The following is a 24,904-nucleotide window of genomic DNA, read 5'->3' on the forward strand; positions in this document are numbered from 1 at the left end:
ATTGCTTCGGCTTAATGCCGGATCACAGCTTGATCCAGGCATCACTCCACGCGGTTCCCTTGCCCGGCTTGTAAGCCCAGGCCGCACCGGCGCACCAGCCGGTGTAGGGGTGCGGTTTGCACTCGTAGCTGGCACCGCCGTTGCTGACCCGCTCGCCCGCCTTGTAGGGAGTCCCCTCTTTATAGGCTGGATATTCAGGCGGCGTTACGCCCCCCTCCTCTCCTTTCACCAGCAGGCTATGGGTGGTGCTGCGACTCAGATTACCTTCATCTGTGACCGTCAGTTTGATCTCCAGCCTGGTATCGCTGGCCGGCTTGGGCAGAGTCAACTCCAGCGTCATCTGATCCAGCGCAGGCGCAGAGGCACCGGCCGGGATAGTCCAGGCATAAGTGAGCGGCTTGCCTTCCGGATCGCTGGAGTGCTGGCCGGAGAGGGTCACCTTGCTGCCACCTTCCGCCTGCGCCGGGCCGGTGATATTGGCCACCGGCGGCAGGTTGGTGCCACCGCCGTTATCCTCGATCACCACTTCGGGATAGAAGTGCTGAACGCAGCGGCTGTAATCCCCCTCCTTGAAGGCGCTGAAACGGGTCTGGTACCCCACCAGCTTGCACGCGTAACTCTTGCCGCCGTTGGGGTTCTCTGCCACATAGCTCCAGTCCTGCTCCCAGTAGATGGGCAGGGCACCGGCGCCCTTGTCGTCAAACACCTTCATGTTCTTGCAACCCAGTACCTCGTCGGATGGCACCGCCACCCCGAGGTAGTTGGCAAACTCGCGGTAGTAGTTGATGCGGTTCTGGGACTGGGCGTGCTCGACCGGGCCACCGCACTCCACCCCACCATTGATGATCTGGGTGGTGACCCCGAAGCCCGGCACCAGACCGTTCTGCTTGTCATGGTCATTCGGCTGCCAGGTGCCATCGATGACATGGAGCATGGAGGGCTTGGGCGGCTGCGGATAGGTATAGAAGAACACCGCGCTGGCCAGGTTCAGCCAGGTGTCTGCCACCAGATCGGGACGGTCGAGCAGGGTGCGCACCGTACCAAACATCGCCTCGGAGAAGGGGCCGTAGTTGTAGTTGTAGGAGAGCTGCTTGGCGCCGCGGCCAAAGTAGCTCTTGAACTCGCCATTATCGAACGTACCGCACGGCCACTGTTGACCCTGCCACACATCGGGACGGCACTCGGCGTTGTAACCGCCGCGCATGGTCTCATTCCATCCCATCTCGCGCACGTAGACCAGCGCCTGACGCCACTCGGCTTCCGGGCGCCAGTTTTCATGGCCGCCAGTCTCCTGGGCGAAGTGGGCGAACATGGTCGCCAGGGTCTTGCGGCAGATGGCATCGGCATCGCGGCCATCGCTGTAGTCGCTGCACAAGGCCGGGAACTTGGCCGCCGCCTGCAACAGGCCGCGATAGGTGTACTCGGGGGCGCGCAGCGGGAACAGGTAGTTGAACTGCCCCTCGCTCAGCAGGCTTTCGACCCGCTTGACGTTGCCCGGGTTGTCGGCACGGCCCGGCAGCACGGCCTCGACCACCAGATTGTCCCGGGTAGCGATGGAAGCCTTGACCGCTTCCATCGCCGGGAAGTCGGTCAGCGCCTTCTCTTTGGCATCCAGCTCGGCCTGGCTCATATAGACGGGGGTTGTGCTGCCATCCGGCGGGGTTGGCGTCGGCGGATTGGGCTTGTCATCGCCGCCAGTATCCGGCGGGGTCACTTCCCCTTCGCCGACAAGCTTCCACGGGGTATCCCACTCATTGGCGGCCGCCATGCCCGGAGTCTGACCCGGGTTGACCCACCATTTGGCCTCGAAAACCTGGCCGTTGTAATTGACCTGGCTGCCGCCCGGGTAGGATTTGTTGATGTCGTATGCCTCGGCCGCCCACAGGTGGCCGCTCAGCATCAAGCCGGCAAGCAGAAGGGATATGCGATTTTTTTTCATTATTGTTGCTCTCTGTCTAGGTTTTCAGCAGAAAAGGTGGGGCCTCATAAGACCCCGCCACCATCATAGGGATCCCGGCTTAACGGCAGCTTGCCGCCCCGACATCCAGCCAGACGCCGTGCTTGCCCGGCTCATTACCCTGAGTCCACCACCTGGCCTGCCACCGACGGCCGTTGTGGTTGGTCAGCTCCCCGCCGCTGTAGGCAACGGCGGCGCTCCAGCCCAGATCAACCTGACTCGCCAGCGCCCACTGATCGGCACTGCGACTCGGCTCATTGCCCTGAGTCCAGTACTTGGCACGCCATACCAGCTGGTTGTGGCTCACCTTGTCACCGCCGTTGTAGACCTTGCTGGCCTGCCATGCGGGAACGTTGGCCGCTTCCGGATCTGTGGTGTTGCAAGAGCCGTCGACCACGGGATCCAGCGTCAGCACGATGCGCCCTTCGCTTTGGTGTACCCCGTCCGAGACGCTCACACTCAGCTCATGCTGCTCGCTGGTGGTGACTGCTGGCGGCAGCAGACGCAGGTTGGCACTGGTCTCGCCTTCCGCCTGCCAGCCCGCCGGGAAGTGCCAGCGGTAGCTGAGTGCATCCCCCTCGGGATCCCTCGCCTCGGCAGTGACGGTCAGCCACTCACCGCCGATGCCGCCGAGATGCGCCGGTACGGTCACCACCGGAGGCTGGTTCTCAACCACGCCCTGCTCCAGCGGCCGCCCGTTGACGGTAAAGGAGAGTGACTGCTGTGGTGGCAGCAAGCTCTGCTGTACCAGTGTCTGGCCACGGCACTGGATGGTGGCGCGGCCGGGCTCGCTGGCGGTGGGCAGGTTGATGTGGAACTTGTTCATGACGCTGCTGGCAGCCCGGTGATTGGCCAGCCTGAAGCGCTGCAGACCATCGCGGGTCTCCACCTGCAACTGGCAGTCACTGCCGGACAGGGTGTTGCTGTCATCCGGGTAGGTGAAGCCGTAGGCGCCGTGCAGCGCCGGATAGATGTAGCTGGGCAGACTCCCCTGCGGGTCGTAATAGCCCACCAGGGTGGTCACCGGCACGCCGAACTGCTCGGGCTTGCGCACAACCTTGGTATCGATGGGGGAGACCTCCACCCAGCTCTGGCCATCCGAGGTGAAGCTCTTCTTGAAGCCCCGGTTCACCACAATTTCCTTGCCGTTGATAAAGAGGCGACTGTTGTAACCGGCCCCGTGATCGATGGTCAGACTGCGCCCCCGGTTGTCCGCAGAGGCAATCGGCACCCGGATATCACGAGTCCAGCGACCGTCCCACATGGCGACCCTGACCAAGCCGTAATCCGCCAGCAGGGCACTCAGTCCGGCCTCGCTCAGGGCATCCATGGGGGCATCGACCTTCTCGATCCCCTCGATTGTGTGCTGATAGGGCTCCATCCTGGCCGTCGCACTGTTCCACTTGCTAAAGCCGGTGGCCGAGTTGGCATCGAACACCGCCTTGCTCTCCAGGAAGCGCTGGATGATGGCGGCGGAATTGGGGGTATAGAGGGTGAAACGGTTGGCGCCGGAGAGAGGGCTCCCGCCCGCCATCGCATCGTAGCCAAACTTGCGGCCATCGAACGGTGGCTGGCACTGGCCATCCAGACAGGCATCCTCATTGGTGCGGGTCGGCGAGAAGTTGGGGATGAAACGGTGTTTGTCACTGTCCCAGCCCCAGCTGGAGTTGAGCTGATCGGCACTGCGATGAACCGAGCCACGGAAGCCATCCACATAGTGGCCAAGGCCAAAGTTATGGCCCACTTCGTGGCTGAACTCGTTGCCCAGCGAATCATCCAGTGTGACGATACCACCGCCACCGGAGCCACCGTGCACCTGAACCCCATTGGCATATTTGCCGCGGCTGTTGTGCGCCGTCAGCTGGGCCACCACAAAGGGATGGCTCCCCTCCCCTTCACCGGCACTGCTGTTGATGCCGTAGTTGGCATTGTCGATGCCGTGGGAGATAAGCTCCTTGCCGATGCGCTGGCGCATGGTGCCGCCATGCCACCCCCCCTCGCTCGGGTCAAAATCGGTCAGCAAGGTGCCATTGGGCAGCATCACCTCAGGCAGGGAGAGCGGCGCATACTGACTGACGATCAACCGGCTGGCCGGGATGGTCTGGAAGTATTCGCGATGGGCCTCCTTGTCATTGGCAAAGGCAAAGCGATCCCGCGGCGTGGTAAGCATGCCGATGTCGATGGTGTGCAGCAGCAGCTCGCCGGGGGCACCGACCCTGATGTCACGCAGTTCACCCGTGAGGTTGCCCTGACGAACGGAGAGGCTCAGTCCGGGCTGGATCCACTCTGCGGGCAGCTCGCCACTCCAGGTATCCGGGGCATAGGTGATGCGGTTGTTCTCCAGCTCCCCCTCACGGAACCACTGCCCCTTGGCAAACTTGAACTGCAGGGTCTGGCCACGGGAGAGCGTCACCTGCCGCTCGCCATAGAAAATTGTCGAGTTGTAGCCTGCGCTGGAACGGAAGCGCACCATCTTGCCCTCCAGCTCCGGGCTCACGGGCAGATAGATATCCCGAACCCAACGGCCGTCGGCGGTCTGGATCTCCACCAGCGCACGCCCGCTCAGTCGATCCTTGAGGAAGGCGCCGCTCTTGTCGCTCAGTTTGGCCAAATCAGCACTGCTGCTGATGATGGCAGTGGTGCCGCTCTCCGGGACGAAGCTCACTCCGCCTTCGGGAACCCCCGCGAGGTGGTAGACCGTCTCTGGCAGCGCTGACGGCGGTGACAAGGTCAGGGTGCCAAGCAGCTTGCCGCTGCCGTCACGGGCCTCCACCATCATGGGGGTCACCCCGTCGGCCTGGAGCGGTTGCACCAGCAGCAAGCTCTTGCGCAGGCTGGTCAGGATGGGTTGGCGATCCCCCTCCTTGGGATGGGATGGCAGGATCTGGCTCTGGGCAAACTGCACTCTGGCAGCCAGGCTGCCCGCCAGATCGCTTTGCGGGGTCGTGTCATTGAATATCAGGGGCGCGCTGCCAGCAGACAAAGGGGGTGCCGCCAGCGTTGCCATAATGAGGCCGGCTATCGGGGTCATGTATGTAGTCATTTATTTTCTCGTGTTGATGGCTACCGGGAAGGAGGGGCATGTCGCCATGCCCCTGTCATCAAGCGGGAGGTATTACTTGCAGCTGGCGGCGCCGACATCCTGCCAGACCGCAGCCTTGCCGGGCTCATCACCGCGAGTCCAGTACTGGGCCTTCCACTGGCGACCATTGTGGTTGGTCAGGTCACCGCTGTTGTAGGCGATATTGGCATCCCACCCCAGTTGCACCTTGCTCACCAGCGTCCACTGATCGGCAGTGCGGCTCGGTTCGTTGCCCTGAGTCCAGTACTTGGCTTGCCACACCAGCTGGTTGTGGCTCACCTTGTCACCACCGTTGTAAACCTTGCTCGCCTGCCAGGCAGGCCAGTTGGCGGCATCAGGGTCGGTGGCCGAGCAACCGCCACCACCGCTGACCGGCTTGACCGTCAGACGAGTGGCGGCACTGGCATCCAGCGCGCCGTCGGAGACGGTGAGGCTCAGGTCATAGGCGGTATCGCTGGTGACGTTCGGGCCAGTGACCACCAGAGTGGCACTGTTCTGACCGCTGGCGGTGAGGCCGGCCGGCACCGTCCACTGATAGGTGAGCGGATCGCCGTTCGGGTCAGACGCGGTCGCCTTGAGGGTCACCTGCTTGCCGGACTCCACGGAGGCGGTGGCCGGCAGGCTCACCAGTGGCGGCAGGTTGGGCTGTGGCGCCTTGTTGGTGACCACCACCTGATCGCGGGCGGTGAGGTTGTGGTCGTCGGTCACTGCCAGCTCGAACACCAGATTGATGTCGGCAGACACGGCATCAAGTACAACCCGGGCCTTGGCCTGAGTGGCATCCAGCAGGGCAGCCTGCGGGCCGGAGACCTGCTTCCAGCTATAGGTGAGGGCGCCATTTTCCGGGTCGTGGGACGCGGAGCCGTTCAGCGTCACCTCGATCGGGCCAGTGACACTCAGATCGCTGCCCGCGTTGGCCACCGGCGGCTTGTTGGCTGGCGGAGTGGTTCCCTCACCGTGACCCAGCCCCTCGTGCATGGCATTGAGGATGTCGCCGTTGTCGGCATCGATCTCCCAGGAGAAGAGGCCACCCAGCTTGTTGGCCAGCACATACTGCCCCTTGGCCTTGACCGAGCGGTCGTTGTCATAGGTGATGAGATCACCGGTCGAAGCCTTGAACAGATAGGGAGCCTCGGCCACCTCGTCGTAGCTCTTCTCCCAGCCACTGCCCATGCGGTTGTTGACGATGTCACGGTAATCGACCACGCCATCTTCCCAGGTGCCTTTCACCTTGCCGGTCGCCTTGCCGGTGAAGGGGTTGTTGCCCTGATAGCCGCTCACGCCAGTCCAGCCACGGCCATACATGGCGGCACCGACCACCAGCTTGCCGGGGTCAACCCCCTGCGCCAGCATCAGGTTGACCGCCTTGTCGGTGGTGTACTTGGTGTTGGGATCCCAGCTCGCCGCGTAGAGGTTGGTCTGGTGACCCAGCTCGGTATTGCTCCATGCGCCGTTGTAGTCGTAGGTCATCATGAAGATGTGGCTCATGTACTGCTGGGCCGCGCGGTAATCGACATCTTCAATCTTGTCGTAACCGGCGCCAACCGCGGAGGTGAGCTCATACTTGCGACCAGTCTGCGACTCCAGCTCGTCGAGCATGGCGCGCAGCTCCTTCATCAGGGTCACATAGGTTGCACCATCGCTCGGGCTGCCCAGTTTCGGGTTGGCCCCCTGTCCGCCCGGATACTCCCAGTCGATGTCCACGCCATCGAAGAATTTCCAGGTCTGCAGGAACTCTTTGACCGAGGCGACGAAGGTATCGCGCTTGCTCTTGTCGCCGAGGAAGTAGAAGGGATCGGAGAGGGTCCAGCCGCCGACGGAGGGGAGGATCTTGAGATCGGGGTAGGCCTGCTTGAGCGCCATCAGGGCGCCGAAGTTGCCCTTGTAGGGTTCGTCATAGGCGGTCAGGCCGCTTTGCGGCATCTGGACGGCAGCCCAGGGATCGTGGATCGCCACCTTGAAGTCAGCCCGGCCGGCACAGGCACGCTGCAGCGCCTGGAAGCTGTTGCCGTTCTCGATCTCCTTGAGGCTGTCATTGATGCCATCCCCGCCACAGATGGGGGTGAAACCATAGAGGATGTGGGTCAGGTTCTGTGCCGGGATCTTGTCCACGGTGAACTTGCGCCCGTAGACGCCCCACTCCACGTAGTAGGTGCCCACCACCTTGCCGGACTTGTTGGCGTAGGGCTTGTTGTTCTCCTGCAGCGCAGCCTTGAGCGGTGCAAGGTGGCTGCCATCGGTATCGGCGACCACTATCTCCTTCTTGTCGGAGAGGGTGCAGCCGTCGGCATTGCAGAGGGCCACCTGCATCTGGTAGCGGCCCCCCTTGTTCACCTTGAATTTGGCGGTGCCTGCGGCGGCGGAGGGGCCAGACCACACCTCCTTGCCATCGAGCAGCACCTTGGCAGTCTGGCCAACTTCACCGCTCCAGAGGTTCCAGCTCACCTCCACATCGGCGGCATCTTTCACCTTGACCAGATTGTTGTAGGAGGTTGCCGCCTGATCGACTTCGACAATGGCGAACTTGGTGGGGCCCCAGCCGATGGTGGGTTTGCCGGGCGCAGCCGCGTAAGCGGCGGAGGTACAGAAAAGACCGACCGCAAGGGCCAGCAAGGTAGGTTTTGGACTTGGCATTTGTTGTATTTCCCTATTTCGTTATTGTTTGCAACGAAAAGGGCGACGCGCCTGACAGGTAACGCAGACAGCAGTGCTCCTCCTTGGCAAAAGGAGCGCAACAACCTGTGGTGGCCCCGCTATCTTAGGTACTGCTGACCCTTAGACCGGAAGCTTTGCGTCCCGGCCTTTCGACCGGTTTGCCCTTAACACACTTCATTCGCGACAAAAAAAATCGCCCCTCGACTATAGGGGGGCGATTTGCGAAGTGCTACCTAGTAAAAATGACAGGTGATGGGACTCGTTTCAGGGGAACTGGCTCGATATGGTGAGGATTATTCCGACATCAGCCTCTATCCCTCCCCCTTTCGCGCCACTCCCATCCCTCCATCATTTGATTAATTTTGTGAGCTGGCTCACTGCACCGGCAACAACAAGCTGTTCATCAGGGCCCGCAGCTTGAGCGGTTTGACCGGCTTGCTGATGTAGCCGTATCCCCGCTCGCGGATCTGCGCCTGCAGCTCGCTCTTGCGATCAGCGCTGATGATGATCCCCCCCGGCTCGTCACCACAAGCCTGCTGCAGCGCGGCAATGGCCTCCAGCCCGGTCTTGCCGTCGTCGAGGTGATAGTCCGAGAGCACAAGTCTCGGCACAAACCCTTCTGCCACCAGCGCCTCGGCCTCGGCCAGATCGACGGCGCAGCGCACCTCGCAGCCCCAGCGGCCAAGCAGTGAACTCATCGCCGCCAGAATATCGCGCTCGTTGTCGATGCAGAGCACCCTGACCCCCTCCAGCTGGCTGTCACGCAGAGCGGGCGCGGCAACCGGATGGGCAGCCACCGGCCGGGTGGCCAGATTGAGGGTCACCGCAAAGACCGATCCCTTGCCCGGCCAGCTCTGCAATGTGAGCTGATGGCCCAGCACCAGCGAGATGCCGCGGGCAATGGCGAGCCCCAGACCCAGCCCCTGCTCCCTGGCGGTACGGGAGTGATCGAGGCGGGAGAACTCGTCGAAGATCGCCTCCTGCTTGTCTTGCGGAATGCCGGGGCCGTTGTCCCACACCTCGATGCGGATCTTACTCCCCAGCCTGCGGCAGCCGAGTAGCACCCGGCCGCCCGGGTTGTAGCGAAACGCATTGGTGAGAAAGTTCTGCAGCACCCGGCGCAGCAGGCGCACATCGCTGTGCACCGCCAGCTTGCTCTCCACCACCGAGAAGTGGATCCCCCCCGCCTGCGCCAGCACCCCGAACTCCGCCTTCAGGTTGTCGAACAGATCGTGCAGGGCGAAGTCGAGTTTCTTGGCTTTGAACTTGCCCGCCTCAAGGCGCGAGATATCGAGCAGATCGCTGATGAGATCCTCGGTCGCCCCCAGCGCATCGTCGATATGGCGGGCGATGCGGGCGGGCTCCTCTTCGGCCGGCAGCATCTCCAGCAAGGAGGAGGTAAAGAGCTTGGCCGCGTTGAGGGGCTGGGTCAGATCGTGGCTGACCGCAGCCAGAAAACGGCTCTTGGATTGATTGGCCCGCTCCACCTGCTGGTTCACCAGCAGCAGCTGGCGGTTGAGTTCGGAGAGCTCGCGGGTACGCTCGGCGACCCGCGCCTCCAGATGTTCATTGGCTTCGCGCAGCACCCGTTCGGCATCACGAAACGGCGTGATATCGGTAAAGGTCATGACAAACCCGCCTGCCGGCATGGGATTGCCCTGCATCTCGATCACCCGGCCATCGGGGCGCTCCCGCGCCGAGATATGGGCACTGCCCCGTTTCATAAACGCGACCCGGCGCGCCACATGCTCCTCGATATCGCCGGGGCCGCACAGCCCCTGCAGTGCGTTGTAGCGGATGATCTCCTCGATGGGGCGCCCCGCCTGGATAAGCCCGGGCGGATAGTGGAACAGCTCAATGTAACGCCGGTTCCACGCCACCAGCTTGAGCTCCCGATCCACCACCGAGATCCCCTGCCCGATATGCTCGATCGCCCCTTGCAGCAGACCGCGGTTGAAGCGAAATACGTCAGAGGCCTCGTCCACTATGGTGGCGATCTCCTCGAGCTGCATGTTGCGCCCCTGCAGGGCAGAGGCGAGCACCAGCCGCGCCGACGAGGTGCCAAACACCCCGGCCAGCAGCCGCTCGGTATGGGCAATCAGCTCGGCCGACGCCTGCATCTGCGGTGCCAGCGTGCCGCCATGCTCACCGGCAAAGCGACCAAAGGCACGCTTGACCCGGCTCGACCCGACGAAGCGGGCGGCCAGCATCTCCAGCTCCTTCACCGAGACCCGCGCCTGATAGAGCGCCGTGGTATCGCGACTCGGCTTGCCGACGAAGTTGGCCGCCTGCAACCGCTCGCTCACCGCCGGACGGGAGAGCAGCGAGCCCGCTACATAGCCAAGCAGGTTGAAGAGCAGGCTCAGGAAGATGCACCAGGCCCCGAGGCTGAGATCGCGAAAAGCGGGCCAATCGGGTGGCGCCAGCAACGCCTCCAGCGGTGAGCCGGCCAGCAGACCGCTCTCCGCCAGCAGGGTGATGAACCAGAGGCTCACGCCGAGGATCAGGCCGAGATAGACCCCCTTGCGATTGCCGTGCCGCCAATAGAGACCGAGCAGCAGGGCTGGGGCAAACTGGGCCACGGCACCAAAGGAGAGGTAACCGATGCGCGACAAGCTGGTGAGATCGCCAAGCCAGAGGTAGAGCAACCAGGCCGCCAGCAGGATCAACAGGATGGCGCCACGACGTACCTGCAGCAGCAACCGCACCAGCCGCTCATCGCGCCCCTGCTGCCAGAAACGGCGCAGCAGCACCGGCAGCACCAGATCGTTGCTCACCATGATGGCCAGCGCGATGGTGCAGACGATCACCATGCCGGTCGCCGCCGAGGTGCCGCCAAGGAAGGCGAGCATGGCGACCCCGTCAAAACCAAGGGCCATCGGCAGACTGATCACATAGGTGTCGGAGGCCATGTCCGCCCCCACCCACTGCTTGCCAGCCAGCGCCAGCGGCCAGATAAAGAGCCCCATCACGAACAGGTAGAGCGGGAAGATCCAGCGCGCCCAGTGCAGATCCTGCCCCTGATTGTTCTCCACCACAGTCACATGAAACTGGCGCGGCAGGCAGATGACCGCGCACATCGCCAATACCGTGTAGATGGCCAGCTCCAGCAGACTGCCGGGCGTCACCGCCATCACCGCATCGAAGAAGTGTCCCGCCACCTCGCTGCGTGCCGGGCTCGGCTTGCTCAGAATGAGCCAGAGGGCAAAGCCCCCCACCGAGATAAAGGCGAGCAGCTTCACCACCGACTCAAAAGCGATGGCTACCACCATTCCTCTGTGGTGCTCGGTGGCATCGAGATGGCGGGTGCCGAACAGGATGCTGAACAACGCCAGCAGCATGGCGACCCCGAGCGCCAGTTCGGCGGTATTGCCCGATATGGCGCTGGCGTGCCCCGTCCCTGCGCTGTTGACCATCAGCAGATCGAGCCCGGTCACGATCGCTTTGAGCTGCAGCACCAGGTAGGGAAGGATCCCCATGATGGCGATAAGGGCGATGAGCATGGCGAGACGCTGGGACTTGCCGTAACGGGCGGCGATGAAGTCGGCGATGGAGGTGATGTGTTCCCGCTTGGCCACCAGAATGAGGCGCGCCAGCAGCCGCCAGCCAAACAGAAAGACCAGCATGGGGCCGAGATAGATGGGCACCGGCGACCAGGGTGATTCACTCGCCTGCCCCACGGTGCCGAAGAAGGTCCAGGAGGTGCAGTAGACCGCCAGCGACAGGCTGTAGAGCAGCGGCTGCCCCTTCATTCGATGCCGCTTGTGCTTGTCCGCCACGAAGGCGATCAGAAACAGCAGCCCCAGATAGGAGAGCGACAATCCGATCAGCAACCATCCCTGGTGCATCTGCAACCCCTTGTCCATGTTGAGAATTTGTATGCAGGTTCGGCCAGTCTAGAGAGGTGGCCGCTAAAAGTCATCACCTTCAGACAGATTGAAATTATCGTTTTTCAATAAGTTTTGCCTTGACTGTATATCGCAAAACAATAAACATTGCCGCTATGAATATTGATAAACGATAAACTTTACCTTTCATACAAAACCCATCACGGTGAGGAATGAGATGATATCCAACAAACTCGAACGCTCGAGCATGCTGATCGAATGGCTGCTGCTACTGGCTCTGCTGGCGACCCCTTTGATCACCTTGCTGGAGGTGTGGACCCCCTTCGGTGGCGCCGATTTGCTGCAGGAGAAGCTCAACACCATTCTGAGCCGTCCCGGCATCAACCCGGCAGACTATCCACTGCACTTCTCCACCCGGCTGCTCGGCACTCTGGTACAACTGTTGCCGGATCTGGTCTTCATGATGATGCTCTGGCAACTGCGCCAGCTGTTTCGTGGCTACCGCCACGGCCTGCTCTTCACCTTCGAGCAGATCCGCCGCTACCGGCAAATCGGGCTGCTGCTCTGTGCAACCTTCGTGGTCGAGTTGATCCACCTGCCCCTGCTGGATACGGTGCTCACCATGAGAGGCCCGGAAGTACTCGGTACCATAGCGCTGAGTACCTCCGATTTCCGGGTACTGCTGGCGGGACTGATCGTGCTGGCGCTGGCACTGGTCATGCGCGAGGCCAAACTGCTGGCCGATGAACAGCAACTGACGGTGTGAGGATCCCATGCCCATCATCATCCGGCTCGATGCCCTGCTGGCCGAACGCAAAATGACCGCTCGCGAACTGGCCCAGCGCATCGACATCACCGAAGCCAACCTCTCGATCCTCAAGAATGGCCACGCCAAGGCGGTGCGCTTCTCCACTCTGGAGGCCATCTGCCGTGAACTCCAGTGCCAGCCCGGCGATCTGCTGGGCTACGAGCAGGAGCGCTAACCCCTTATGAGTCGTCATATCACCCTGTTTGCCCTGTGGCTGCTGCCGTTGTGGGCTTGCGCCAGCGATGACGCGAGCGGCCCCCGCTACCTTGTCGAACAGGACGCCAGCGCTAATGTGCTGCAAGTGCGCCTCACCATGCAGGGCGAGCCCCCTTTTACCCTGCTCCCCGCCCGCCAGTTGCCGGGCAGTGCCACGCCGGTTTCCCCCGCGCTGGTCTGCCTTGCAGACAACCAGCCGGTAGCCCTCAACCAGCCCTTCTCCTGCAAAGAGGTTGGCTGGCAGATCACTCTCACACCAGCTCCAGCGCTGGGGGCGGATGCCTCGGCTCAACAGTCGCTGCTGTTTGCCCCCGACCAGTGGCTATTGACCGAGTGGGGTAACTTTGTGCGCCAGCAGGGGAGCCACCAAGGGAAGGTGTGTCTGCCGGATGGCAGCTGCCAACCGTTACCGGATGTCAACCAGCCACCGCTGATCCTGCCATTTGGTCTGCAAACTGTGCCCGTCACCAAACCGGATCCGCGGCTGGTGCTGAGCCATGACGAGATTGCCAACCAGCTCGATCTGCCGGCCTTGCAGCAACAACTGAATGAGATCATCGACTATCTGGCCTTTCAGCTCGATGTGGCCCCGCCCACTCATCCATGGCAACTGGTGTGGCTCGGGCGAGATGTGGCGACCCGCTCTCTTGGCGGAGCCGCCGGGGATCAGGTGTTTGTCGCCAACTACCCAACCATGAATGGCAAGCCGACGCCACAGGCGCCCCTGCGCCTGCTGCGCACCTCGGCCCACGAGGCTGCGCACATTCTTAACGCCCGCAGCTCGACGCCACAGCCCACCTGGGTTGAAGAGAGCCTCGCCGAGTACCTCGCCATCAAGGCACTGCGCCGCTTTCGGCTGCATCAGGTCACGGCGGTCAACGAGCTGGCCGAGCGGGGCAAACAGCTGCCCCATAGCGAGAGTGGCCTCTATCGGGCAGCTCGCGAGGTGATGGCTGGCGATCGCTCCTACTACCCGCTCTTTTACGTCAAGGGGAGCGCCTTCTGGGAAGCGCTGGAGCGGGAGCTGCAGCACAATGACGTGACGCTGGCCCAACTGCTGCCCCAACTGGGCTGGCTAACGGATGGCCGCTTTGATGCCGCATCCAGTGAACTGCTTGCCGGCACCATCGGCTCGGATACTTGGCGCCGCCTCAGCCGCCGCTATCTTGGCGAACCACAGTAACACCGCAAACCGCAGCAACGAAAAAGGGAGAGCCGTGGCTCTCCCTTTTTCCAGGTGATGGTTCAGATAGACAGATATCAGGATGGAGCACTCTCCTGCGCAGAGGGCACAAAGGGGCGCAGCCGCAGGAAGAAAACCGGCAAGACCACCAGCACCATCAGGAAGAAGATGCCGCCGCCCAGTGGCTCGAACAGCACGCCGCAGAGTGCCATCAGAGCCGCCACCGTCATGCCAAGACCCAGCGCTGCGTAAAGGGACTGGGTCGGGATCAACTGCTCGGCCGGTAGCTGGCGGGTCATGAAGCGCACCGCCCCGAGATGGCTCACCCCGAACGTCACCGCGTGGAGCAGCTGCCCCAGCACCAGTACCCACAGCTCGGTCGAAGCTCCCAGCAATACCCAGCGCACCACACAACCGATGGCTCCGGCGATAAAGAGGCTCTGCGCCCCGAAGCGTTGCAGGAAGCGCTTGTCGGCGGCGAACATACAGATCTCGGCCACCACCCCGATCGCCCAGAGATAGCCGATGATGGTGCCGCTATATCCTTGCGCCTTCCAGTAGATGGCACTGAAACCGTAATAGGCGGCGTGGCTTCCCTGCAGCAGCGCTGTCAGCAACAGGAAGCGGCGCACCGGCGCGCTGCGTAGGGTCGCCAGCAAGGATGCCTTGGCGCGCTCCCCCTGCACATCCTGTGGCGCGGGACTAAGTGGCAGCCAGCTGAGCAGCAGCATCAGCACCAGCCCCGCCACCATGGTGTGCAAAATCCAGTCGCTGCCGAAGTTGCCCACCAGCGCCCCCACCAAAGTCGAGGCAACGATAAAGGCAAACGAACCGCACAGCCGCACCTTGCCGTAGTCGATATGCGCCTGCACCACCATGCGGGTTGCCAGCGCCTCACCCACCGGCATCAGGGTCGGGTAGATAAAGTTGGCAATCAGGGTGAGACCAACCAGCCACCAGAGGTGATGGCTGAGATAGAAACCAAGGAAGGCGAGCAGGCTGAGCAGGGAGAGCAATCGAGTAACCGGCAGCAGATGGCCCGCCCCCTTGATCTGTCCCATCACCATCAGGTTGCCGGCAAAGCGGATCGCCATCCCCGCCCCCAGCAGGAGACCAATCATCTCGGCGCTGACGCCCACCCCCTCCAGCCAGAGCGACCAGAACGGCAAGTAAGCGCCGTAGACAAAATAGAAGGCGCCGAAAAAGAGCGCTAACCAGGAGAACGCGGGCATAGATCCTCTGCAACCGGATGACGGGAGCAGAATGATAACCTATCCTCCCCCGCAGATCCCGATGGAAACCCCGCGAAGAAATCGAAAAAACTTCAATAAAATTGAACTATTACCGAAGAAGCGGGGTCTACTTGATAACACCTCCTCCTGGTTAGTGTTGCAATCCTTCCACCCGCCCATGGCGGGTTTCTTTTTATCTGCTAGAGCCGACCTTGCGGATAATCTGACCATTGTTACAAATAATAGGATGGCTAGCGCCCCCCCCCCCCCCCCGGCCATACACTAAGATGAGGCTGAAATTGATACAGCAGGAAATATACACTAAAGTCACGCAAGCCAGACTATTGGCCGATGCCTAGTAATCACTAGAATCGAGCTCTTATTCGATTCGCACCTGCCCTAGTTTTATCTACCCTAGTTATACTTCCCCATTAAATATTTTTTTACTGCCGAAGCGGTATTAAACCTATAACTTCCATCACCAGTGCCATCTTCTGTTCCATAAAAAGATGCATCATTGTTTTTTTCTTTATCAATTACATAAATCCCGCTCTTGTTTTTTTTGTACATAGTCACCTGATAATCCGTTTGATCTATCCCTTCAGCTTGATGTTTGTTATACCAAGAAACGATTGTGCCAATATAGTTTACACCTCCCAACCTAGCAAAAAAAACACTCCTAACATTTGGAAAATCACCATTGATACATAACTTATCCATAACATAGGATGTCTTATTACCAGATACGATTAGGTTTACAGGACAATCTTCATCGCTACTTTTTTCCACACTAATAGAATCTGTGTCATGACTTATTTTATAGGGACCTTGTATTACCTCTCCCGCATAAGAAAAAAAACATACAAAAGACGTAAAAATAACCAAAAGACATTTGCGTATATTCATGAAAACCACCACTTTATTCACTGCTTTTATTTATACCAATTACAGAAGCAACAGAATTAAATCTCATCAGTCTATCATCATATCCATTCTTCCCACCATTTACAATTTTAGTTACCTCACTAACAGTCCCTATAGAAGCGACCTTATTTAAGTCTTTTTTATATACAAACCAGAAGAAAAATGCTGATTCCGTAGCATATCCAAGATCAAGCACATCGTCAGGAGAAAGCACAAAATCTTTTAAATCCTCAGGGTTTCTTTTATTGTGTTCTTTTGTGAATTTTTTATATGTATCCTTGAATGTTATTTGAATTAATCCCCTGCCGCGATATTTATAACCATCACCCGATGCTTCATCGCCGTTACCGCTTCCCTCTCTACTAGCATAAACATAACTTCCTAGAGCCTCTGGGTTAGATGCATACTTACTCTCTTCTGTCCAGAGTTTCGGTCTTAACCTTCCCTTAGTAGCATCATCCTTCAAAGGATCATAATTTTTGGGCCCACCTTTGCAACCAAAAATCCTCCTCATACCCTTAGGACTATATTTTAAATTTTCACTAATTGGAACAAAGTTAGATTCATGGCCGACCTGAGATAAGAAGTGAGCAAGCGCTCTCATATCCCTTAAATTATAAATACGAGCATATTTATTTAAGTATGGAAGAATTTTTTCGCAATTAACTCGCCCTTGGTTCAAATTAGCAGCAAACACCATTTCAAATGTAATAAGGTTGTTTTCTATATTATTTATCAGTCCGATTATCCCCATCGGATGAAAATGCCATATGTTTTCTCCAAGTTTTAATTTAGCGGCACTCTGCATCCACTCCAGCTTATCGATACGCTGCTTTTCATGATCAACTAATAAATCAAAGTCTGGCAGGCCAATCTTGGTCATAAGATTATCCAACCATTCATAGCTACTGCCTGATGATTTTTCGTACCATTCACTGGGATGCTTCACAATTAGATTATGAAGTTGTTCGGCATTACCGTTATTTTGTAGAGCGGTCTGTATCTCTTCACTGCTAAGCTCACCATTCTTATCAGTATCGAAACTCTTTACCAATTCGGTAAAGAAGGTGGAGGGCGCGTCAGGATCCAGATAGCCGTCAGAGCCTGAGCCATCGACCTTTTTAAAACCGATCTTCAACCAGTCATGTTGACTCAATAACTCAACTTGCTCTTTCTTGACATATTTATCTGATGAGACACAGACCCACTCCTGCTTGGCAGCATCCTTTTCCAACTTGGGTGATTCAACCAACACTTCCTGACTTTTGTCCTTGGTTGCCACCCACTTGGATTGTCCCCCCTCACTCTTCTTCTCATGCAGGATCACATCGGCAGGCACTTTAGCATAGGTTGCACCGCCTTTTGTTTCGGCTTTGTTGGCCAGAACATCGTCCAGACGAGGATCTTGGGTAAACACCTCAAGATGAACCTGATGCTTGCTCTGCTTGCCCCCAATCAGGGACCCTGGCGTTTCCACCAAGCCGAGATAGCCTATGGTTTCACCTGCAGCAATTGCCACGGGAGATGGCAGCACATATAGCTCGTCGAGATGGGAGGGAGGAAGCCTTTTAGCCTTGATAAATTCATCTTCTACGCACACCCAGGCGAGACCACAATTCCCCTGAGTGCCGCCCCCACTCGGCATTACATATTTGCATCTGGCCATCTTGCACGCTTTATCACCAATCCAATGGAATTCGAGTTGGTGCGCATCATACTGCAACTTGGTGCCAGCTGGCAGTAAGACGTTGCCACTGCCGGCCCTCAAGCGACCACTTTTATCATCCAGAACAGGGTCTGCACACCCAGGCATATCCTTCAATAGCTCTGCATCTATCTGATCGAATAGCCAGGTTGGCACATTAGGCTTGATAAAGGTCACGGCATCCGGGCTATTGGCGATCCAGACTGAACTCCCTTCACTGACCAATACGCCAGCCTTTTCAGCCTCTTTTATCTGGGCATTGGACAGCTTGCTCTTGATCTTTACCTTGATGAAATCATACTCCTTGCCCCCGATACTCCCCTTTTGGGATGGCGTGCTGCTATCCATTTCCAGTTCGGTATCTTTAGGCAAAGTGAAACGGGGCAAGACTGCATCGGCACGCTGCTGCTCAGCATCAGGATTCGCGTGGGGAACGGAATTGCGAGCATTCCAACCTTTTTTTAGCACCAGTGTATCGGTTCTTTGGTACTTATTCCAAGGCAACAGGTGCATATAGAGCGAATAAAAGGTGAACTCGTTTTTAGCTTTTGTTTCTGCATTTATTTCACAATATTCGTGTTGGACTAGGCAGAAGCAGTTGGAATAACGCAGTGACTCCCCCTGAAATTCAGAGGTCAGATAATCCTTCATCATCCGAAAAGCCACAACTTTGCCGTCAGCAATGGCTCTGACAGGATATTTATCTTTGCACCAGGGGGCACTCTGGTCGCTGATATGAATACCGCCATGCCACTTGTTGTGATTGCCCAGGAGATAATGACCGGATTTCTCGCCATTAATAAGTGCTGTCAGGGCTTTGACATCTTTGAATTCTTCCCCTGTGGCTGTGAGGATGGGAAATGCAAACTTCATGCTTTCTCCTTATTCAGAAAAGAGATAGAACGCAGCGGGCTTCTCGTCTTTCAAGAGCGCCTCCATCGCCTTCTCGGTGGCAATCGCCTTGACCAGTTCAACCAGTTCTGGGGCTTTGACCACCTCAACCCCTTTGGGAGTAACGGGAGCCTGACCAGCCCAGCCAGAGCCAGAGCCCGGGCTGCCGCCGGCATTGAGCTTGATGGCGGGGCCGACCAGCTTGATGCCACTCGGGTCAACTTTCACAAAACTACCGCCGCCCTTGAGAGTGATCTCGGAGCCCGCCTCCAGCACCAGCTTGTCACCCACCTTGATATGCACCTCTTCACCCGCTTCCACCAACAGGGATTGGCCTAGCTTCTGATGCAGGGAGGTATCAACTGTCAGCGAATAGTCCGCCTTGATGTGGTCGCGTTTTTCACCTTCAACTGTCAGGTGGTCATTACCGAGGCTGGGCGGAGCACCATCCTTGCCCGGCACCTTTCTGATGCGGGTTACCCGATCAAAGTCGATGTCGCGATGCTCGTCATGTTTGATATGCCAGGCGGCGTCGTTCTCTATCAGCACGTTCAGGTCTTTCTGACCGTGGATATAAATCTCTTCCTGTCCCGCCTGGTCTTCAAAGCGCAGCTCGTTAAAACCCTCGCCCTTGTGGGTTTCGGTGCGCAGCACGGTGCGGGTCTTGTTGGCGGGCAACTCATACGGTGGCCGGTTGGTGGCGTGGAAGGTGCGACCGGTCACGATAGGCTGGTCGGGGTCTCCTTCCAGAAACGAGACGATGACCTCGTGGCCGATGCGCGGGATGGCCATCATGCCGTATTGACCGCCCGCCCAGCCCTGGCTCACTCGCACCCAGCAGGAGCTCTGGTCGTTGGAGCTGCCATATCTGTCCCACGGGAATTGCAGCTTCACCCGGCCATGCTCGTCGCAGTAAATCTCTTCCCCCTCGGGACCCACCACGATGGCGATTTGCGGGCCATCCACCATGGGTTTGTGAGGTGCTTCCGGGCTGCCGATGCGGGCCCGCCAAGTGGTGCTCGCCTTCACCACGCCAAATTCGTTGTGGTAGACGGTCGGGCCGCTGCCACCCTCTTCCTCCAGCGCCTGCGGTTGTTCACCGGTGTGGCGGATATGGACGATTTGCCAGTCGGTGTTGAGGCTGCCGTTGGGGTGTTCGGTCAATGAAAAGTGCTGGCCCGGTAGCAATGCGGCGCTGTTGGATTTGCCACTGCCGCTGACTGCGTCATTGCGCAGGGCATCGAGCCGGTGCTGGACAAAGGCCTTGCCGCTCGGGTCCTGCTTGTAGCGGCCCGGGTAGTCGAAGTGCTGGTAGGTATCGCGCTGATGCTCAAGCTCAGCGCCCTGCTTTTTATGGGAGAGGCCATAGGCCGGGGTCTTGAAGCTGTAGTCCTTGAGCTCCACATCAGAAGGGCGCACCGCCTCGCGGTAGTGGAACTGACGCACGTAAGGGCCTTGTTCCAGCGAGCGGTTGCCGAGGTTGAAGAAAAGCTCGGGGCCTTGAGTCAATGCTGCCGCGTCGTCGGCAAATACAATGCGGTGTTTGCCTGCTTCAAACTCGTGGAAGTAGAACAAGCCCTCTTCGGCTGCGAGGCGGTTCACAAAGTCGAGGTCGGTCTCGCGGTACTGGACGCAGTATTCGCGCTGGGCATGTTCATTCTTGAGCGCAAAGGCGTAGTCGGTAATGCCGTGCTCTTGCAGCAGGATACTGAGGATTTCGTCAGGCTTTTGCGCCTGAAAAATGCGAGAGTTCTGGCGCAAACCAAGTCGCCACAAGGCGGGTTTCACCTCAATGCGGTAACGGGTACGGCGAAAGCCGCTGTCCCCTTGGGCAAACTCGCTCACTACCCCGCCCACCCGGCGTTGCAGCTCGCCGTTGTACCACACCATGAGCTCGCAGGGCTGGTCCAGCACGGCACCAAAGTCGACATCGGGCTGGCTGCTGGCCAGCTCAAGGCGCAGGTTGAACGGCCGGTTCAGCCCCTCGTCCAGCTGGAAACTCGCCACCACGAAGGTGCTCTCGGGCAGCGCCCCCACCTTGACGGTAAATTGCAATCCGGTTTGATTAGCCATGGCTCTCCCCTCTTGTCACGGCCACGCGATGTCTGCGCCCCTCTTCAAGACCCCAACCGCCAAACCACGCTACCGCCCTCTCCGGTGCCACAACGGGCAACCAAGATAGCGGCGAACACGGGTTACGGGCGGATTGGGTCTGCATCACAGGACACCCTTTAGTGCTTTGCCATCCCCCCGCATCAATCGAATGCGCAGCAGAGGGATGGCAAAACAGAAAAGCTCCGGCTACCTGAGCGGGCCGGAGAAATACGGGCTAAGAGGGCCGGTTTGGCAACCGGCCCATAAGACACATAACTACTTGCAAGGAATACCAAAGTAACAAAACGAGGATTAGGCCTCGATGGGCGCACGCCAGTCGTCGGCACCGGAAGTACCGGCAACGGTGTGTTCCCAGTCAATCTTGCGGTAAGCCATGGAGACCTGGATAAGCTGGGTGAAGTCAGACTTCGCCGGGTCCTGGCAGTGCGGCATCTGGCAGTCGATGTCAACGATGGTGGCATCGGTCAGCACGGTGGAGAAGAAGTGTTCCTGTTTGCCTTCAACGGAGGTGCGGTACCACTTCAGGGTCACTTTCGGCAGCATCTCACCGGAAGCCAGCGCGTTGTACATCAGCGGCACGGCTTTGTTCAGGGCCACGGTGAACTTGAACGGCTTGTGGACACGCTGACCAGCCGGCTGACCGGATTGCGGGTCGGTCGGGACAGTCACAACGTGCTGGAACTCTTGTACCAGCATCTCGTCTTCGTGACCTTGTACGAAGATGTTGCCGACGGAATCGGAGGTGAAGGCACCGGCGGTGATATTGCCCTGGGTTTTACCTTCGATGCTGATATAACATGGAGTTGGCATGTGTATGCTCCTAAATAGATTGGTTAAATGAGATAGCACTCGACCAGACTATTAGCAGCGACCATGCCATTTTTTTATCTTTTAAAAATCAACACCTTAACCATTGCAGGCTGAACCCCCACAGCGCAACCATGCAATAAATTGCGCAGAAAAACATTTTGACCGGCACAGTTCGCACAGACAGCCATTTCATCTGCCAGATGAGCAATTGATTGCCTAGAACAGAACTACTCACTGTTATCGAGCACATTCTCGACCTGCGCGGCATCAATATTGAGCTTGACCACCCCCTGCTTGAGGGCCCAGGAAATCGCCTGATTTTTGCTGCTTGCCCCCAGCTTCTCCGCAATTCTCTCCAGATGGAAAGTCACGGTTCTGGGTTTGATATCGAGGATCTGGGCAATATCGCTGACCTGTTTGCCCTCTGCAGCCCATTGGCACACCTCCAGTTCGCGAGTAGTCAACATCTCCCGAGGAGGCATGGCTGCAATGCAGACCCTGGCCACGGCTTCAAAGATATGGGTCGCAAGCCAGCTCAGAAACGGAATGGCAGTCAACCATTGATGTTCGGTACGGGGCTCACTGGTAATCAATGAGAACAGTCCAATATGACCATTTGCACCGTGCCAGGGGATGGTGATGCCATCGCGCAAGCCGGCCTCCTGAGCCAGTAGCATCACTTCCAGCCCGGCGCTGTCTTGCAGGTCACAACACTCAGTAATGAGGTTGGCCCAAAGTAACGGTGTACTCTGAGCCATACCTTTTTTGACAACCGGATCAACGGTATAAAGGGCTTGTTCGTTGTAGTACTGAACCCATTCTGCTGGACAGCCATTGAAGATTCGCACATCCGGCCGCTGAATGGAGCTGGGCGAGATAAATCCCAAGCGAAAGTAGTCAAATCCCATCAGCTCGCAGATCTGGCGCAGCAGAGCAAGTATTGTCTGTTCATTGGATGCGTCATTGAACCGGGTGATCAGCTCAAGTGCGTTGGTCGTCTCGAAAGTGTGGGGGGATGTAGAAGTCAAAAGCGCATTTCCCCGTTGCCAAAATGTTCTAGATGTTATTAAGCATGGAACAAATAGCACAATATCTTGTTTACGCAAAGAAAATGCTTCTTTCATAGCCTCAGTGACGGGTTAGCATCACAATATCTGGATGCCTCATAAAAAATCCCCGCCTGTCAGGGCGGGGATTCGGAGTGGACTCAAGTCCGGGTTCACTGCGTGTGTTGTCGTTTTTAGAATAGGTACTTGACTCGGGCGCTGAGGTTACGGCCCGGCTCGGTCATCAGGCTGTTATCAGAACCCGCATCACGGCCGGCGATGCGCTCGTAGCTGGTGTACTCCTTGTCAAACAGGTTGAAGAGACCGACGTTGAGCTGCAGATCCTGCATCGGGTTGAACTGGGCATACATGTCCACCACGCCCCAACCGGCCGCCTTCGCATACTCGTTGCCCTTGGCATCCTTGCGCACCTTGTCCATGTCGTCGGCAAAGCGCAACGCCGTATTGAAGTTCCACTTCTCCTGCTCCAGACGAACGCCGACCGAGCCGTTGAGCGGGCTCAGGCTGTTGATGTAGTTGCCATCACCATCCTTGCCATCGATGTAGGCGAGGTTGCCCCAGACGTTGACCAGATCGGTCAGCCAGTAATCCGCTTTCGCTTCGACCCCCTTGGTGGTCGCCTTGCTCAGGTTCTGATACTGGTAGACAGAGGTGCGCCCCTCTTTGCCCACTTCCACCATCTCGATGAAATCATCGAACTTGTTGTAGAAACTGGCCACCTCGTAGCTGAAGCCATTGTGGCTGCCACGCACACCGAGATCGATGCCGTCGCTGCTCTCCGGATTGAGGTTCGGGTTCGGCTCGATGCGATAGCCGTAAGCCTGATGGTTCAGGGTGGAGAAGGCGCTGTCATACATGGGGGCCTTGAAGCCGTGGCTGTACTGGGCAAACAGGTTGGCCGCCTCGTGCGCCTTGAACACCAGTCCGAGCTTGGGCGAGATCTCCCCTTCGGAGAACTTGTGCAACTGGTCACCGGTGTAGGCGGGATCATTGTCCGGGGTCATCCGGTAGTAGTCATAGCGGGCGCCCGGTGTCAGCACCCAGCGCTCGCCAAACTTCATCTCGTCGAAGGCCCACAGGGCGCCACGTTCGCTGGTGGTAGCCGGGAAGCTCAGCTCGTTGTAGCCGACAAAATCATTTGGTTTGGTCGGCCCCTTGTAGCGGGAGCGTTCGTTGTCGGTGTGCTCATACTCGGCCCCCCAGGCCAGACGATGGTTGGCCACCGCCTTGTGGAACTGCAGCTGGGCGCCGAGGTTCTTCTGATCGAACACGTTGTGATCGAGAGAGTTCTTGAACACATAGGGGTTGCGCGGGTTAACCGGATATTTGGATGAGGCGTACTGATCCAGCGTCTGCTTGGTGCGTCCGAAGTAGACCTTGGTATCCATCCGGTCGGCCCAATTCTGATTCAGCGCGATGCCGTGATCCAGCACCAGCGACAGGTTGTCGGTCTGCTTGTCGGTGATGGGCTGCTCGAACACGCGGGCAGTGCCGGTACCGACCTTGTTGAGCTTGACCGCGTCAGGCTCCTCGCCATCGGTCAGATAATCGACGGTCAGCTTGAGGAACTGCTCATCAGAGAGATTCCACTTGCTCTTGAGCAGCAGGGCGTGAGTGCCGATATCGAAATCGGTCTTGGTTGAATCGTAGTTCTGGGTGACACCACCATCGCGCCAGGTGTAACGCAGCAGGTTCTCCACGTCACCGGTACGCAGGGCGCCGGTAAAACCAGCCATCTTCTGGTGACTGCTGGAGGCGTAACCGCTGGTCACATCCAGATAGCTATCCTTGCCCTTGAGGAAGTCGCTGGCATCCTTGGTGGTGATGGCAATAACGCCACCCAGCGCATCGGAGCCATAAGCCGCGGATGCAGGCCCCTTGGCTACTTCCACCTGCTTGATCATGTCGGTATCGAAGTAGCTCTGACCCACTCCACCCTTGCTGTAGGCATCGTTCTGGCGCACCCCGTCACGCACCACCTTGACCCGGTTCTCACCCATGCCGCGGATGATGAAGGTCTGGGCATCTCCCTGCCCGCCCAGCACGGCGACACCGGGTTCATAGCGGAACAGGTCAGCGGCATCAGTCACCACCTGCTCTTCGATCTGTTTGGCGGTAATCACCGAAATGGGGCCGGAGACATCTTCCAGCTTCTGCTCCATCCGTGAGCCGCTGACGACCACGACTTCATCCGCCTTTTGAGTGGCAGCAAAGACCTGGGAGGAGAGACCGGCCGCTACGGCGAGCGCGACCAGAGAGAGTGCGTTTTGATGGGTCACAGCGAATCCTTATTGAGAACTATTATCAAACAGGCCGCATCTTACCCACCCCGACTCAAAGATCAATAAAAAAGAATCATTATCATTTAAAAAGAGAATTGTTAGTTTTACACTGCCAGCCATTTCCTGTTT

The 24,904-nt window shown here is 58.3% G+C and carries 14 protein-coding genes and 1 riboswitch; of the genes, 3 read left to right on the top strand and 11 right to left on the bottom strand.

Annotated elements, in window-relative coordinates:
- Nucleotides 1-22: 22 nt before the first annotated feature.
- The 4 genes from I6L40_RS18520 to I6L40_RS18535 all read right to left on the bottom strand — a co-directional run bounded on the left by I6L40_RS18520 (nt 23) and on the right by I6L40_RS18535 (nt 11,542).
- Nucleotides 23-1,939: a glycoside hydrolase family 19 protein gene (locus I6L40_RS18520; RefSeq protein WP_216994691.1), complete on the bottom strand. Its 1,917-nt coding sequence runs from the start codon at nt 1,937-1,939 to the stop codon at nt 23-25.
- A 79-nt stretch (nt 1,940-2,018) separates the two neighbouring features.
- On the bottom strand, nt 2,019-5,000 hold the full coding sequence (locus tag I6L40_RS18525; protein ID WP_216994692.1) for a M66 family metalloprotease: 2,982 nt from the start codon (nt 4,998-5,000) through the stop codon (nt 2,019-2,021).
- Nucleotides 5,001-5,072: 72 nt separating this feature from the next.
- The gene (locus I6L40_RS18530; RefSeq protein ID WP_071912954.1) at nt 5,073-7,673 is read right to left on the bottom strand and encodes a glycosyl hydrolase family 18 protein; all 2,601 of its coding nucleotides are present in this window, start codon (nt 7,671-7,673) and stop codon (nt 5,073-5,075) included.
- 106 nt (nt 7,674-7,779) lie between these two features.
- Nucleotides 7,780-7,867, bottom strand: a riboswitch (cyclic di-GMP riboswitch).
- A gap of 201 nt (nt 7,868-8,068) precedes the next feature.
- On the bottom strand, nt 8,069-11,542 hold the full coding sequence (locus I6L40_RS18535; RefSeq protein ID WP_071912952.1) for a PAS domain-containing hybrid sensor histidine kinase/response regulator: 3,474 nt from the start codon (nt 11,540-11,542) through the stop codon (nt 8,069-8,071).
- 217 nt (nt 11,543-11,759) lie between these two features.
- On the opposite strand from I6L40_RS18535, the gene I6L40_RS18540 reads away from it, so the two are divergent.
- From I6L40_RS18540 to I6L40_RS18550, 3 genes are read left to right on the top strand one after another with little or no spacing between them, the layout of a single operon-like run.
- Complete coding sequence (locus tag I6L40_RS18540; protein WP_041210868.1) at nt 11,760-12,308, top strand: DUF2975 domain-containing protein; 549 nt, start codon at nt 11,760-11,762, stop codon at nt 12,306-12,308.
- A 7-nt stretch (nt 12,309-12,315) separates the two neighbouring features.
- Nucleotides 12,316-12,525 carry a helix-turn-helix transcriptional regulator gene (locus tag I6L40_RS18545; RefSeq protein ID WP_033112641.1) on the top strand — a complete coding sequence of 70 codons (210 nt, stop codon included), beginning with the start codon at nt 12,316-12,318 and terminating at the stop codon, nt 12,523-12,525.
- Between the two features lie 6 nt (nt 12,526-12,531).
- The gene (locus I6L40_RS18550) at nt 12,532-13,749 is read left to right on the top strand and encodes a hypothetical protein (protein ID WP_071912950.1); all 1,218 of its coding nucleotides are present in this window, start codon (nt 12,532-12,534) and stop codon (nt 13,747-13,749) included.
- Nucleotides 13,750-13,826: 77 nt separating this feature from the next.
- On the opposite strand, the gene I6L40_RS18555 is transcribed toward I6L40_RS18550, so the two are convergent.
- The 7 genes from I6L40_RS18555 to I6L40_RS18585 all read right to left on the bottom strand — a co-directional run bounded on the left by I6L40_RS18555 (nt 13,827) and on the right by I6L40_RS18585 (nt 24,772).
- Nucleotides 13,827-14,981, bottom strand: a complete 1,155-nt coding sequence (locus tag I6L40_RS18555) for a 3-phenylpropionate MFS transporter (protein WP_071912948.1) — start codon at nt 14,979-14,981, stop codon at nt 13,827-13,829.
- Between the two features lie 414 nt (nt 14,982-15,395).
- Entirely contained in the window at nt 15,396-15,887 is a 492-nt protein-coding gene (locus I6L40_RS18560) for a hypothetical protein (protein WP_143241773.1), read from the bottom strand.
- A gap of 13 nt (nt 15,888-15,900) precedes the next feature.
- Nucleotides 15,901-18,483 carry a hypothetical protein gene (locus tag I6L40_RS21085; protein WP_239693824.1) on the bottom strand — a complete coding sequence of 861 codons (2,583 nt, stop codon included), beginning with the start codon at nt 18,481-18,483 and terminating at the stop codon, nt 15,901-15,903.
- Nucleotides 18,484-18,492: 9 nt separating this feature from the next.
- Complete coding sequence (gene tssI, locus I6L40_RS18570; RefSeq protein ID WP_216994693.1) at nt 18,493-20,574, bottom strand: type VI secretion system tip protein TssI/VgrG; 2,082 nt, start codon at nt 20,572-20,574, stop codon at nt 18,493-18,495.
- Between the two features lie 333 nt (nt 20,575-20,907).
- Nucleotides 20,908-21,426: a type VI secretion system effector Hcp1 gene (hcp1, locus tag I6L40_RS18575; protein ID WP_010634242.1), complete on the bottom strand. Its 519-nt coding sequence runs from the start codon at nt 21,424-21,426 to the stop codon at nt 20,908-20,910.
- Nucleotides 21,427-21,653: 227 nt separating this feature from the next.
- Nucleotides 21,654-22,550 (bottom strand): LuxR family transcriptional regulator, encoded by an 897-nt coding sequence (locus tag I6L40_RS18580; RefSeq protein WP_083593539.1) that lies wholly within the window; start codon nt 22,548-22,550, stop codon nt 21,654-21,656.
- A 116-nt stretch (nt 22,551-22,666) separates the two neighbouring features.
- Complete coding sequence (locus I6L40_RS18585) at nt 22,667-24,772, bottom strand: TonB-dependent hemoglobin/transferrin/lactoferrin family receptor (RefSeq protein WP_216994694.1); 2,106 nt, start codon at nt 24,770-24,772, stop codon at nt 22,667-22,669.
- Nucleotides 24,773-24,904 lie beyond the last annotated feature (132 nt).

It is taken from the genome of Aeromonas sp. FDAARGOS 1410 (assembly GCF_019048745.1).
Taxonomy (GTDB): Bacteria; Pseudomonadota; Gammaproteobacteria; order Enterobacterales; family Aeromonadaceae; genus Aeromonas; species Aeromonas jandaei.